The organism is Musicola keenii (genome assembly GCF_014855505.1).
Lineage (GTDB): Bacteria > Pseudomonadota > Gammaproteobacteria > Enterobacterales > Enterobacteriaceae > Musicola > Musicola paradisiaca.
Genome location: NZ_JAAWVW010000003.1, coordinates 49009 through 62627, shown reverse-complemented (window position 1 = coordinate 62627; position 13619 = coordinate 49009). Strand labels below are relative to the sequence as shown.

The following is a 13619-nucleotide window of genomic DNA, read 5'->3' as shown; positions in this document are numbered from 1 at the left end:
AATCATTACATTACGCCATCGGCTCTACCTTCAGGCAAGATACCGCATGGCGGAAACTGCCCTCCAGCACCGGCCGGATTTTCACACATTCAGGCCCGACGACCGGGCAGCGCGTACAGAAGACACAACCGCTGGGCGGATTGATAGGCGACGGCAAATCCCCCTCCAGCAACTGAATCTGCTTATCGCGCTCCTTATCCGGATCGGGAATCGGAACCGCCGACATCAGCGCCTTGGTGTATGGATGCTGGGGATTATGGTACAGCTCGTCATAGGTTCCCAGCTCCACTGCATGGCCCAGATACATCACCAGCACGCGATCGGAAATGTGCTTCACGACGGACAGATCATGTGCAATGAAAATCAACGATAGCCCCATCTCCCGCTGTAACTGCTGCAACAAATTCACCACCTGAGCTTGAATGGACACATCCAGCGCCGATACCGGTTCGTCGCAGATAATCAGCTTAGGCTCCAGAATCAGCGCACGCGCGATACCGATACGTTGGCACTGCCCGCCGGAAAACTCATGCGGATAACGGTTGATCAGGTTCGGCAACAGCCCAACCTTCATCATCATCGTTTTGACTTTATCCTTCACATCCTGACGCGACATTTGCGGATGGTAAGTATGCAACGGTTCAGCGATGATTTCGCCTATCGTCATGCGTGGGTTCAGCGACGCCAGCGGATCCTGGAAAATCATCTGAATATCACTACGGACATCGCGCCACTGTGCATCACTCATGCCGAGCAAATCTTTCCCCAGCCAGCTGATACGCCCGCTGGTTGCCTTAACCAGACCGATAATGGCACGGGCCAGCGTGGATTTGCCGCAGCCGGACTCACCGACGACGCCCAGCGTTTCCCCTTCGTACAGACGCAACGTGACGCCATCCACCGCTTTGAGTTTTTTGGCCGGTTGCCAAAACCACTGTTTGTCGTCGCGAATATCGAAATGCACTTTAAGCTCGTCGACTTCCAGCAATACCTTCGTATTTTCCTGCTGACTCATGCCAATTCCTCCACGCTGCGGAAACAGGCGCGCAGGCGCCCCTGACCAAACGGCGTCAATGTAGGCGCCTGATGGCATTGCTCCTGGGCATACGGGCAACGCGGCTGGAACGGACATCCGGCGGGCAAACGTAGCAGGTTAGGCGGATTGCCTGGGATAGTCGCCAGTTCCTCGTTTTCTTCATCCAGTCGCGGCACCGCTTTGAGCAGGCCGATGGAGTAAGGATGGGTCGGTTGGTAGAAGATTTCCTGCGCGGAGCCGTATTCCATCGTTCGCCCGGCATACATCACCAACACTTTGTCGCAGATGCCGGCAACAACGCCCAAATCATGGGTGATCATGATGATGGCGGTATTGAATTCGCGCTTCAGTTCGTTAAGCAGCGTCATAATCTGCGCCTGAACCGTAACATCCAGTGCCGTGGTGGGCTCATCGGCAATCAACAACTTCGGACGGCACAACAAGGCCATCGCTATCATCACACGCTGCCGCATACCGCCTGAAAACTCATGAGGATACATACGCATCCGCTTTCTGGCTTCCGGCATTTTCACCGCATCCAACATGCGCACCGACTCTTCGAATGCTTCCGCTTTGCCGAGCTTTTTGTGCAGCATCAACACTTCCATCAGCTGCTCGCCGACCCGCATATAAGGGTTGAGCGAAGTCATCGGATCCTGAAAAATCATGGCGATTTCCTCTGCCCGCAGCAGGTTGAGCTCACGCTCCGGCAGATTCAGAATTTCACGCCCATTGAACCGCGCCGATCCGCCGATCCGACCATTGGCCGCCAGCAGCCCCATCAGCGCAAATGCTGTTTGCGACTTACCCGACCCGGATTCACCGACAATCCCCAGCGTTTCGCCGGCGCTCAGTGAAAAGTTCAGGTCGTTGACCGCGGTGACATCACCGTCCGGCGTAGCAAAGGTGACTCGTAAATCGTTGACGTTAAGCAGCGCTTCGCGATTTTCTGACGTATTCATCATGGTTGAAGCGTCTCCTTAGCGATCTTTCGGGTCGAGGGCATCACGCAAGCCATCGCCGATAAAGTTGAAACAAAACAGCGTTACCACCAGAAAAACAGCGGGAAACAACAACAGCCAGGGAGAAACTTCCATCGAGTTGGCGCCGTCATTCAGCAATGCGCCCCAGCTACTTAAGGGTTCCTGGGTTCCCAATCCCAGAAAACTGAGAAACGATTCAAACAGAATCATGCTCGGCACCAGCAATGAAGCGTAGACCACCACCACGCCCAGCACATTGGGCACGATATGTCGCAACACGATATTACGGGTAGACACGCCGCACACCAGCGCCGCTTCAATGAACTCCTTGCGTTTGAGGCTCAGCGTCTGGCCACGCACAATACGGGCCATATCCAGCCAGGACACCATACCGATGGCCACGAAAATCAACAGAATATTTTGACCGAACAGAGTGACCAGCAGGATGACGAAAAACATGAACGGAAAAGAGTTCAGGATCTCCAGCAGACGCATCATGACGGAGTCTGTTTTTCCCCCGATATAACCGGATAACGCCCCGTACAGCGTACCGACGACAACGGCGACCAACGCCGCCGCCACCCCGACCATCAGGGAAATCCGGCCGCCAATCGCCACTCGAACCAGCAGGTCGCGACCGGAAGAATCGGTGCCAAAATAGTGTTTGGACACCATATCAGGGGCATTAGACATCATGCCAAAATCAGTATCGGCATAGTTGAAAGGCGCCAGCATCGGGCCGAAGACGACAAATAGCGTAATCAAAGCCAGCACGCACAGGCTGGCCAGCGCCGCACGGTTATGCATAAAGCGGCGGCGCGCGTCCTGCCACAGGCTGCGCCCTTCAACTTCCAGTTTTTCGCTGAAATTATCCAGCGCTTCGCGGTTGCGTTTATTCGAAAACATCAGGCCACTACCTCAGTAACGGATCTTCGGATCGATGACGGCGTACAACACATCAACGACCGCATTGAACAGAATAGTCAGCGCCCCGACCAGAATAGTCAGGCTAAGCACCAGCGAGTAATCACGGTTCAGCGCACCATTCACAAACAATTGACCAATACCGGGCAGGCCAAAAATCGTTTCGATCACCATAGAGCCGGTGATAATGCCGACAAATGCGGGCCCCATATAAGACAGCACAGGCAACAACGTCGGTTTCAGCGCGTGTCGCAGAATAATGCGGCGCAGAGGCAGCCCTTTTGCCCGCGCGGTGCGAATGAAGTTCGAATGCAGCACCTCAATCATGGAACCGCGGGTAATACGCGCAATGCTGGCGATATAGGACAGCGACAACGCCACCATCGGCAAAATGATGTATTTCGGTGCGCCGCCATTCCAGCCGCCGCCCGGCAACCAGCGCAACGTAATGGCAAAGACCAGCACCAGCAACGGCGCCACCACAAAGCTTGGGATCACCACGCCGGTCATGGCAAACCCCATCACCGTATAGTCCCACTTGCTGTTTTGATTCAACGCGGCGACTACGCCGGACGTCACCCCCAGAATCACCGCCAACAGAAACGCGGCCGCCCCGAGTTTGGCAGAGACCGGAAACGACCGGGATACCAGTTCGTTAACCGAGTAATCTTTGTATTTAAACGAAGGCCCAAAATCGCCCTGCAGCAACTGAACCAGATAGTTGCCGTACTGTTTCATCATGGGATCGTTGAGATGATACTTAGCTTCAATATTCGCCAGCACTTCCGGCGGAAGGGTACGCTCTCCGGTAAACGGGCTTCCCGGCGCCAGACGCATCATGAAGAACGAAATGGTGATCAGGATAAACAGCGTCGGGATGGCTTCCAAACAACGACGGAAAATAAATTTTAACATTGACCTTACCTATAACACCGGTCTGACATTCTCTTCCATACCCGTCATGCTTCAAGTGGCAGATGTGTTGCTTTATTACCCGGTTCCCGGCAGCGTTATCGCTCACGGGAATCACTTACCCGAGTAAGCGCATCAGGCTTGCCGCGTGACCAAGCTCATCATGAGCCTTGCCCTGGAGGGCCAATACATTGCGTTGTTCAACACTAACGTGTTGGCCTGCAACTCGAATTATTTAGGGTATATTATTCAGGCAACATCGGGCCGCGCGATAATACGCGGCCCGTTATCATTAGTGCTTGATAATATAGAGATCTTTATCTTTGAGATTATCCAGCGGATCTTTGCCGGTAAAACCGCCGACATAAGGTTTCACCAGCCGGGTGTTGGCATAATAATAAACCGGAACGATCGCCCCCTCTTTCTCCAACAGGGTTTCCGCCTGTTTATAGGCATCGGAACGTTCAGCATCGGTCTTCGCTACCAACGCTTTGGCCATCAGTTGATCGAAAGCCGGGTTTTTGTAGTGCGCAGTGTTGCTACTGCTGTCGGAAATCATGATGTTCAGGAAGGTTGACGGCTCGTTATAGTCAGCACACCAACCGGCACGCGCGATGTCAAAGGCCCCCTGATGACGACTGTCCAGGAAGGTTTTCCACTCCTGATTTTCCAGTTTGACATCCACACCGATATTGTTTTTCCAAATGGATGAGGCCGCAATCGCCAGTTTCTTGTGCAGATCAGAGGTGTTGTACAACAAATTGAAAGTCAGCGGTTTCTCTGCGGTAAAACCCGCTTCAGCCAGTAATTTCTTTGCTTCCGCATTGCGTTTCTCACGCGACCAGCTTACCCACTCCGGCGCGGCCAGCTTGCCGTCCAAACCATCGATATACGGTGGAGTGAAACCAAATGCCGGTGTATCGCCCTGGCCCTTAACCTTGTTGGTCAAAATATCCTGATCCAGCCCCAGAATCAGAGCCTGACGGACACGGGCATCGGTAAACGGCGGTTTCTGGTTGTTGATCTCGTAATAGTAGGTGCAAAGGTAAGGATTGACCTTAACTTCATTCGGGATCTCTTTTTTCAGCTTCTGGAACAGCTCAATCGGCAGGTTGGTATAACTCATATCGATTTCGCCACTGCGATAACGGTTAACATCCGTCACTTCAGAGGAAATCGTCAGGAACGTGACCTGATTGATCACTGTATGCGCGTTATCCCAGTAATTCGGGTTGCGCTCCACCACCAGCTTTTCATTGACGACCCACTCTTTCAGTTTATAAGCGCCATTACCGACCCAGTGTTCGGGTTGAGTCCATTTATCGCCGAATTGCTCGACAACTTTCTTGTTGACCGGATAGGTAGACGGATGCACCAGCAGCTTATAGAAATAAGGCACCGCTTCACTCAGTGTGACTTCCAGCGTGTGGTCATCAATGGCTTTCAGGCCTAATGTATCGGGGGATTTTTTGCCGGCAACCACATCATCGATATTCACGATATGGCCGAATTGCAGGTAACTGGCATAAGGCGATGCGGTCTTCGGATCAGAAATGCGCTGCCAGCTGTAGACGAAATCTTGTGCTGTCACCGGATCGCCGTTTGACCATTTGGCATTTTTACGCAAATGGAACGTCCAGACTTTGTAGTCTTTATTATCCCAGCTTTCCGCTACACCAGGCCCAACCTGACCGTCTGGCGTCACCATCAACAGCCCTTCCAGCAGATCACGAGCAATATTGGACTCGGGCACGCCTTCAATTTTATGTGGATCCAGTGAAGCCGCTTCCGAGCCGTTATTACGTACCAGTTCCTGCTTCTCTGCCAGTTGCACACCGGCAGGCACGATAGCGGCCCAGGCGCTAACGCCTGCTGACGCGGTCAATGCGGCGACAATTCCCATCGCCAAACGCTTTTTAATTGTTTTAGTCACCATGAGTTACCTTGCTCCTGTATTACCATCATCACGCTTTCCGCGTGTAACCCTTTTCCTATGCGATTACCCGTCGCGCCGATCGCGTCACTGAAGGAACGACTTCAGCGATACTGCGATTCAGACTGACGCCTGCTATTGCTGCCCGCCGAAAACAGAGATATGCAATAGTGAACCCCACCTAAGCATAGAAAACCTTTATCTCTGCGCTCTGCATACAGAATGACACGGGATAGACCACTGGTTTTCCGGCACCCCGAAACACCTCTGCCTGCGTTACCTACGACAGTGGTTCTCCCCGTTTACTCATTGATCGACGCGCGGGTCAGACAAGGTAAAGACACATCATCATCTGCATTTATATCTCTGCGTGAATGCGGTCGTTTACGACTGTCTCAAAACCCAAATATTTCGTTAAAAATATTTGCTCCATCACAAATCAATGCGCAAAAGCAATAAATTTAACTTATGCATAACAATCATGAGTAATAATGTGATGCCGAACGTATCAGAAGAATCTGTATTCGCCAATAGGTTTTGCAGAATGTTACTTAAATTTCTTTATTGCGTTTATATGCGCAAAAACATGTTTTTCACAACAACAAGCTGAATACATAAACAACTGGATACATTGGTCCAATGTGGCGGTATATACAGTGTTTTTTTTATATATCAGCAAATTTTATAAAATTAACCCCAGACAAGACCCAAAAATGAGCGATAAAATACTGTGGAATTCCATGGAATTTTCTCAACATGAGAAACAAACAATGTGACGAAATTAACAACAAAAAAGCAATCAGGTGTGGATGTGTAAAGCAGAAAGTATAGATTGGGTGGGTATATTCGATGAGCTTATTTCGCACAAAAATATAAATATATTTAATAAATAGAATAATGTTATGGCGTGCATAAGACGCGACGAGTCAGGGAAGAACCTGGTAGTCGCCAGACTTTTCCCTCCGAGCCCCCATACCGGATTGAATGGCCCCGCGGAGCTGGCGCCATTCAATCCGGGAAAACGCCGGGACGGTTCATGGCGAACTGTCTCATCTTGGGGGACATCATTAGGATTTCGCCACCACGCCATATTGTCGATTTCCGCCACGGCATGACGATGTATGGGTAACATTAGGAATTCTGATCGCTTGAATGATGATGTTCCGCGCTTCTTTCCACTGAATTTAACGTGATCATCACCCATGTTTTATTAAAATAATGGGATAAAAACACAGACAGAATAGATTTAACAATTGATTATCTTATTCAAATAACAACGAATGACTGTGTATTTGATCATCAAAAACGCAATGCTGAATGGAGTCAGCTTGAAGATTTGTAGATATTGATCACAAAATAGGGGTAAGCAAACGAGTATTCTGGATTCATACTGAAACAGACGACAATTAATATCTGTTGCCGATCGTATTTTTAGGAAAGATTGAGAAACCCATATAGATAACATGAATTGTCAGCTATAGGTGTCATAGTAAGCGCTTTGAGTCAATGGAGATAACCTCACATTACCCGACGTCAGAGACGTTTCGCCCGTCGAGGTCGTAGAGAGAGTTACTTGCCTGTAATCCGGCCCATTGACTGAAAGAGCTTAACATTACAGGAGAGTATTATGGCCGTAACAAACGTTGCTGAACTCAACGCCTTGGTCGAACGAGTGAAGAAAGCACAGCATATCTTTGCTAATTATACGCAGGAGCAGGTAGATAAAATCTTCCGTGCGGCTGCATTAGCTGCTGCTGATGCCCGAATTCCGTTGGCCAAAATGGCGGTAGCGGAATCCGGCATGGGAATTATCGAAGATAAAGTGATCAAGAATCACTTTGCTTCCGAATACATCTATAACGCTTATAAAGACGAACAAACCTGCGGCGTCTTGTCCGAAGATGATACCTTTGGCACCATCACTATCGCAGAACCCATCGGCATTATTTGCGGTATCGTCCCAACGACCAACCCAACCTCCACCGCAATCTTCAAGGCATTGATTAGTCTTAAAACCCGCAATGGCATTATCTTCTCTCCACATCCTCGTGCGAAAAACGCCACGAACAAAGCAGCGGATCTTGTGTTACAGGCCGCGATTGCTGCTGGCGCGCCGAAAGACATCATTGGCTGGATCGACGAACCTTCCGTTGAGCTTTCCAACCAATTGATGCATCACCCCGACATCAACCTGATCCTGGCGACCGGCGGCCCGGGGATGGTGAAAGCGGCATACAGCTCCGGTAAACCAGCCATCGGTGTGGGCGCGGGCAATACACCGGTCGTTATCGATGAAACTGCGGATGTCAAACGCGCTGTCGCCTCCATTCTGATGTCGAAAACCTTCGACAATGGCGTTATCTGCGCGTCGGAACAATCAGTGATCGTGGTGGATTCCGCGTATGATGCCGTGCGTGAACGCTTTGCCACCCACGGTGGTTATTTGCTGAAAGATAAAGAACTGGCCGCCGTACAAAGCGTGCTGTTGAAAAACGGCGCGCTGAATGCCGCAATCGTCGGTCAACCGGCACCTCATATTGCCGAACTGGCGGGATTCACCGTTCCGGCCAATACCAAAGTGCTGATCGGCGAAGTCAGCAAAACCGACGAATCTGAACCGTTCGCCCATGAAAAACTGTCCCCGACGCTGGCCATGTACCGAGCCAAAGATTTTGAAGACGCTGTCGAAAAAGCGGAAAAACTGGTCGCTATGGGCGGTATCGGCCATACCTCCTGCCTTTATACCGATCAGGACAATCAAGCCAGCCGCATCAGTTATTTTGGCGATAAGATGAAGACTGCGCGTATTTTGATCAACACCCCGGCATCGCAAGGCGGTATCGGCGACCTGTACAACTTCAAACTGGCCCCTTCCCTGACGCTGGGTTGCGGCTCCTGGGGCGGTAACTCTATTTCGGAAAACGTCGGGCCGAAACACTTGATTAACCGTAAAACCGTAGCAAAACGGGCGGAAAATATGTTGTGGCACAAGCTTCCCAAATCGATCTACTTCCGCCGCGGCTCATTACCGATTGCGCTGGAAGAAGTCGCCAGCGATGGCGCCAAACGTGCGTTCATCGTCACTGACCGTTTCTTGTTCAATAACGGTTATGTTGATCAGATCACTTCCGTACTGAAGCAAAATGGCCTGGAAACAGATGTGTTCTTCGAAGTAGAGGCGGATCCGACACTCAGCATCGTGCGCAAAGGCGCCGAACAAATTAATGCGTTCAAACCGGACATCATTATCGCACTGGGCGGTGGTTCCCCTATGGATGCCGCCAAGATCATGTGGGTCATGTACGAACACCCAGATACGCACTTCGAAGAGCTGGCTTTACGCTTCATGGATATCCGCAAACGTATCTACAAATTCCCGAAAATGGGCGTCAAAGCGAAGATGATCGCCATTACTACGACGTCCGGCACCGGTTCAGAAGTCACGCCGTTCGCTGTAGTGACCGATGACGCCACCGGACAGAAATATCCACTGGCTGACTATGCACTGACACCCGATATGGCTATCGTTGACGCCAATCTGGTGATGAACATGCCGAAATCATTGTGCGCATTCGGTGGTCTCGATGCTGTTACCCATGCATTGGAAGCCTACGTCTCCGTACTGGCCAACGAATACTCTGACGGCCAGGCGTTGCAGGCGTTGAAATTGCTGAAAGAAAACCTGCCGGCAAGCTATAACGAGGGAGCCAAAAACCCGGTGGCGCGCGAGCGTGTTCACAACGCCGCCACGATAGCCGGTATCGCGTTTGCCAACGCTTTCCTCGGCGTCTGTCACTCCATGGCTCACAAACTGGGTTCCGAGTTTCATATTCCGCATGGGCTGGCCAACGCCCTGCTAATTGCTAACGTGATCCGTTATAACGCCAACGACAACCCGACCAAGCAGACGGCATTCAGCCAGTATGACCGACCTCAGGCACGTCGTCGTTATGCCGAAGTAGCAGACCATTTAGGTTTGAGCGCTCCGGGCGATCGTACCGCGCAGAAAATCGAAAAATTGCTGTTGTGGCTGGAAGGCATGAAGAAGGAACTGGGTATCCCCACCTCTATTCGTGAAGCCGGCGTGCAGGAGGCGGATTTCCTGTCCAAGGTGGACAAACTGTCTGAAGATGCATTCGACGATCAGTGTACCGGCGCCAACCCGCGTTATCCGCTGATCTCAGAATTGAAGCAGATTCTGTTGGACACATTCTACGGCCGTCCGTTTACCGAGCATGCTGTCACTGAAGCCAAAGCAGCACCGGCACCGGCAAAAACAGAAAAGAAAGAAAAAAAAGCCGTTAATTAATCTTTCTTGTCGATCATGCTAAAAATGGCCCATGTGGTAAGGCGATCGGTTAATCAAATTTAGCCGGTCGCTTGCCCCGGCGGAACAGTAAAAATCCGTAATCTCAATGAGGTTGCGGATTTTTTTATGTTGCACGCTGACAGGCAACCTTGATGCCCCAATGACAGAAATATTCCCCGCTCACACAGCTCATTAGCGGTTGTCCGGTTCACTTGATGATAGACCTGTACCGGGCGCCATAACGCCTCAATACGCGCTACCACCCTCGCCCATCGGTGTATCAGAGACGTGTGCCACAACGTGTATTGCACACCTGCGCGCGCGACCGGCGAAGATAAAGCATATATACCCCAAATAATTCGAGTGGCAGGCAGACGGCAACCGAGTAAATCCCCAGGAGCTTACTCAAGTCAGTGACTGGGGTGAGCAAGGGCAGCCAACGCACCTGCGACTTGAAGTATGACGGGTATGGAGATATATCCCTGTCATACATCCGGTGCTGAGACGCTGACAGCGTTCATTTATCCAAGCCACTATCGAAGTCAACTCATCGGAATTCACTCACTTGTCGCCTTCCTGCAACTTAATTTATGCAACATGACGCTATCAGCGGGAATTCCTACGCGATTAATTGACCTGCGGTGCCAGATAACCGTGTATCAACACGATGACCTGCTCCCCTGTCGAAATAATCATTAACCAAAGCGTAAAAGAAAATACGGCTAGAAAGAGATAGATACCATTCCATATCGCACGCATCATCCTGAGAAACAACACGGATGGATTTTTATCTTCTTTAATTCAACATCGCTTAACCATCGTCGGGAGTCATGCCATCACACTGGCCATCACCAGATGGAATCATTATCAGATTATTAATATGGTAAATGCAGCTATAACCGTCAGATTTAGTTGCAGGTGCGTTGGCTTTATTATTCGCCCATCCCTGGGCCTCCCCCTGCAGGGGACACAGCAAGCAGGGTTTAATCTGCTTCTGGCAGACTTGTCACTCACCTAAATAGCTTACCGGAATAAGCGTATCGGGATTTTCTGACTTACCGCTTGCCTGCAATTCGGATTATTGAGGATATAAATCCCCCGCCATAGGAAACAACTATTCGTTCTCTTTACGTGTCAGCCCCAGTGCAATTTTATAATGTTTCCGGCACACGGAGACATAACTCTCATTCCCGCCAATAACCACCTGGGCCCCCTCAATGACAGGTTTTCCATCCTGATCAAGTCGCAATACATGGTTGGCTTTACGCCCACAATGACAGACAGTCTTAAGCTCTATCAATTTGTCAGCCCATGCCAATAAATAATGACTTCCGCTAAACAATTCACCGCGAAAATCCGTTCTGAGGCCATAACATAAAACCGGGATATCCAGTTGATCGACCACATCGCACAGTTGACCTACCTGTTCTCGACTCAAAAACTGACTTTCATCAATAAGTACGCAATGAATAGTTTGCTGCCGATGTTCTTGCTCCAGGGTCAGGAATAAATCCGTATGCTCATTAAACAATAATGCTGGTGAGGAAAGACCGATACGGGAACTGACATTGCCGACGCCCGACCGGTCATCTATTTCAGCCGTAAACACCATCGTACGCATACCGCGCTCTTGATAGTTATATGAAGATTGCAGCAGCGCTGTAGATTTTCCTGCATTCATTGCCGAATAATAAAAATAAAGTTGAGCCATTTCGGCCCTCCTCGTCGCCTAGACATCGGTTTGTAATCGTTGAAAATTATTGTAACACAGGCAATGATGTTGAGCTGCAGGCATGGTCTGAAACCTAAAGTTATGTCCAATAAATGTTCAGCAATTTTGTTATATAAAAACATCCATAATGTTTTAGAGCGTGTTCGCAGGTATAGACGGGTCTCTATTTATCTCCACGCTCGATAACATAATCAATTACCCACACAGAACATTTTTATATTGCAGCAGTAACGTGATTATTGTTTTAAATCAGCCAAAATTTAACAATATTACAATTCTGCCTATTGCAGAAAAGAAAATGGCACTCTATTATCTGCGTACTATCACCGATGAATATTTATTTCGAGATTAATACAATGAGCGAAGCACTGAAGATTCTAAACAACATCCGTACTCTGCGCGCCCAGGCAAGGGAATGTAGTCTGGAGACTTTGGAAGAAATGCTGGAGAAACTGGAAGTCGTGGTAAATGAACGCCGCGAAGAAGAAAACCAGGCTCAGGCAGAAATCGAAGAACGTGCACGCAAATTACAGCAATATCGCGATATGTTAATTGCCGATGGTATTGATCCTAACGAATTACTCCAATCGTTAGGTTCAGCCAAGGTTACGAGTAAAGCCAAACGTGCTGCGCGCCCGGCAAAATACCAGTACACCGATGAAAATGGCGAGTTGAAAACCTGGACCGGTCAAGGCCGCACTCCAGCGGTAATCAAAAAGGCCATTGAAGAACAAGGTAAATCGCTGGACGATTTCCTGCTCTAAACCCTCTTCAATAAATAAAAAAACACCCCATAACGGGGTGTTTTTTTATTGGTATACCCAGTCAGAAAACATCCCCTTACACCTATAAGTAAGGGGAATACATCCGGGATTAATTTACTTCATCTTCAATGGCATCGCTCAGCCATTGTGAAAAATCCGCCCCCAGAACATCGTGACGCATAGCATACTCAACAAATGCAGTCATATATCCCAGTTTATTACCGCAGTCATGACTTACCCCTTTCAGGTGATAAGCCTCTACCGTTTCTTTTTCCATCAACATGGCAATCGCATCGGTCAGCTGAATTTCATTACCTGCACCAGGTTGAGTCTTTTTCAACAAATCCCAAATATCCGCAGACAAAACATAGCGACCGACAACAGCCAAATTAGACGGAGCTTCGGACGCTTTCGGTTTTTCAACCACGCCAACCATCGGCGCGCTGTCGCCAGGTTTTAATTCCACGCCTTTGCAATCAACAACACCATAACTGCTCACATTTTCTACCGGCTCAACCATAATCTGGCTATGGCCGGTGCTATAAAAACGTTGCAACATTTCACTCAGGTTATCTTTTTTCAAATCGGAGGCATATTCATCAATAATGACGTCCGGAAGAACGACGGCAACCGGCTCATCCCCGATTAATGGATGCGCGCAAAGAACAGCATGACCCAATCCTTTTGCCAATCCCTGACGCACTTGCATAATGGTGACATGTTCCGGACAAATAGCCTGCACTTCCTGCAACAGCTGTCGCTGTACACGTTTTTCCAGCATGGCTTCCAATTCAAAACTGGTATCAAAGTGGTTTTCTATTGAGTTTTTAGATGAATGCGTAACCAAAACAATTTCAGTAATACCTGCCGCAATACATTCATTAACCACATACTGAATCAGCGGTTTATCGACCAATGGCAGCATTTCTTTGGGAATGGCTTTAGTAGCGGGTAACATACGTGTTCCCAGCCCTGCCACCGGAATGACCGCTTTTTTTACTTTTTTATTGATAGTTGACATAAACA

9 protein-coding genes are annotated in these 13619 nt (G+C 49.4%); 2 read left to right on the top strand and 7 right to left on the bottom strand.

The window, feature by feature from the left end:
• Window positions 1-10: 10 nt before the first annotated feature.
• From oppF to oppA, 5 genes are all read right to left on the bottom strand, one after another.
• Window positions 11-1015: a murein tripeptide/oligopeptide ABC transporter ATP binding protein OppF gene (gene oppF / locus HEP82_RS03990; protein ID WP_192456902.1), complete on the bottom strand. Its 1005-nt coding sequence runs from the start codon at window positions 1013-1015 to the stop codon at window positions 11-13.
• Window positions 1012-2001: an ABC transporter ATP-binding protein gene (oppD, locus tag HEP82_RS03985; protein WP_192456901.1), complete on the bottom strand. Its 990-nt coding sequence runs from the start codon at window positions 1999-2001 to the stop codon at window positions 1012-1014. The genes oppF and oppD overlap by 4 nt, the downstream gene beginning before the upstream one ends.
• A 15-nt stretch (window positions 2002-2016) precedes the next feature.
• Window positions 2017-2925 carry an oligopeptide ABC transporter permease OppC gene (gene oppC / locus HEP82_RS03980; RefSeq protein WP_192456900.1) on the bottom strand — a complete coding sequence of 303 codons (909 nt, stop codon included), beginning with the start codon at window positions 2923-2925 and terminating at the stop codon, window positions 2017-2019.
• A 12-nt stretch (window positions 2926-2937) separates the two neighbouring features.
• Window positions 2938-3858: an oligopeptide ABC transporter permease OppB gene (gene oppB, locus HEP82_RS03975; RefSeq protein ID WP_012765560.1), complete on the bottom strand. Its 921-nt coding sequence runs from the start codon at window positions 3856-3858 to the stop codon at window positions 2938-2940.
• 289 nt (window positions 3859-4147) lie between these two features.
• Window positions 4148-5791, bottom strand: a complete 1644-nt coding sequence (oppA, locus tag HEP82_RS03970) for an oligopeptide ABC transporter substrate-binding protein OppA (RefSeq protein ID WP_192456899.1) — start codon at window positions 5789-5791, stop codon at window positions 4148-4150.
• A gap of 1624 nt (window positions 5792-7415) precedes the next feature.
• On the opposite strand from oppA, the gene adhE reads away from it, so the two are divergent.
• A complete protein-coding gene (adhE, locus tag HEP82_RS03965; RefSeq protein WP_192456898.1) occupies window positions 7416-10097 on the top strand; it encodes a bifunctional acetaldehyde-CoA/alcohol dehydrogenase in 2682 nt (893 codons plus the stop codon).
• 1114 nt (window positions 10098-11211) lie between these two features.
• On the opposite strand, the gene HEP82_RS03960 is transcribed toward adhE, so the two are convergent.
• A complete protein-coding gene (locus HEP82_RS03960) occupies window positions 11212-11808 on the bottom strand; it encodes a thymidine kinase (protein ID WP_192456897.1) in 597 nt (198 codons plus the stop codon).
• A gap of 377 nt (window positions 11809-12185) precedes the next feature.
• Between HEP82_RS03960 and hns the strand changes: the two genes are divergently transcribed.
• Window positions 12186-12593, top strand: a complete 408-nt coding sequence (gene hns, locus HEP82_RS03955) for a histone-like nucleoid-structuring protein H-NS (RefSeq protein ID WP_192456896.1) — start codon at window positions 12186-12188, stop codon at window positions 12591-12593.
• A 109-nt stretch (window positions 12594-12702) separates the two neighbouring features.
• Here the strand turns inward: hns and galU are convergent, their stop codons facing one another.
• A complete protein-coding gene (gene galU / locus HEP82_RS03950) occupies window positions 12703-13614 on the bottom strand; it encodes a UTP--glucose-1-phosphate uridylyltransferase GalU (protein WP_192456895.1) in 912 nt (303 codons plus the stop codon).
• Window positions 13615-13619 lie beyond the last annotated feature (5 nt).

What these genes read in the sequence shown, in the direction of transcription:
- oppF (WP_192456902.1), bottom strand. Translation starts at nt 1,015, where the DNA reads ATGAGTCAGCAGGAAAATACGAAGGTATTGCTGGAAGTCGACGAGCTT.
- oppD (WP_192456901.1), bottom strand. Translation starts at nt 2,001, where the DNA reads ATGATGAATACGTCAGAAAATCGCGAAGCGCTGCTTAACGTCAACGAT.
- oppC (WP_192456900.1), bottom strand. Translation starts at nt 2,925, where the DNA reads ATGTTTTCGAATAAACGCAACCGCGAAGCGCTGGATAATTTCAGCGAA.
- oppB (WP_012765560.1), bottom strand. Translation starts at nt 3,858, where the DNA reads ATGTTAAAATTTATTTTCCGTCGTTGTTTGGAAGCCATCCCGACGCTG.
- oppA (WP_192456899.1), bottom strand. Translation starts at nt 5,791, where the DNA reads ATGGTGACTAAAACAATTAAAAAGCGTTTGGCGATGGGAATTGTCGCC.
- adhE (WP_192456898.1), top strand. Translation starts at nt 7,416, where the DNA reads ATGGCCGTAACAAACGTTGCTGAACTCAACGCCTTGGTCGAACGAGTG.
- HEP82_RS03960 (WP_192456897.1), bottom strand. Translation starts at nt 11,808, where the DNA reads ATGGCTCAACTTTATTTTTATTATTCGGCAATGAATGCAGGAAAATCT.
- hns (WP_192456896.1), top strand. Translation starts at nt 12,186, where the DNA reads ATGAGCGAAGCACTGAAGATTCTAAACAACATCCGTACTCTGCGCGCC.
- galU (WP_192456895.1), bottom strand. Translation starts at nt 13,614, where the DNA reads ATGTCAACTATCAATAAAAAAGTAAAAAAAGCGGTCATTCCGGTGGCA.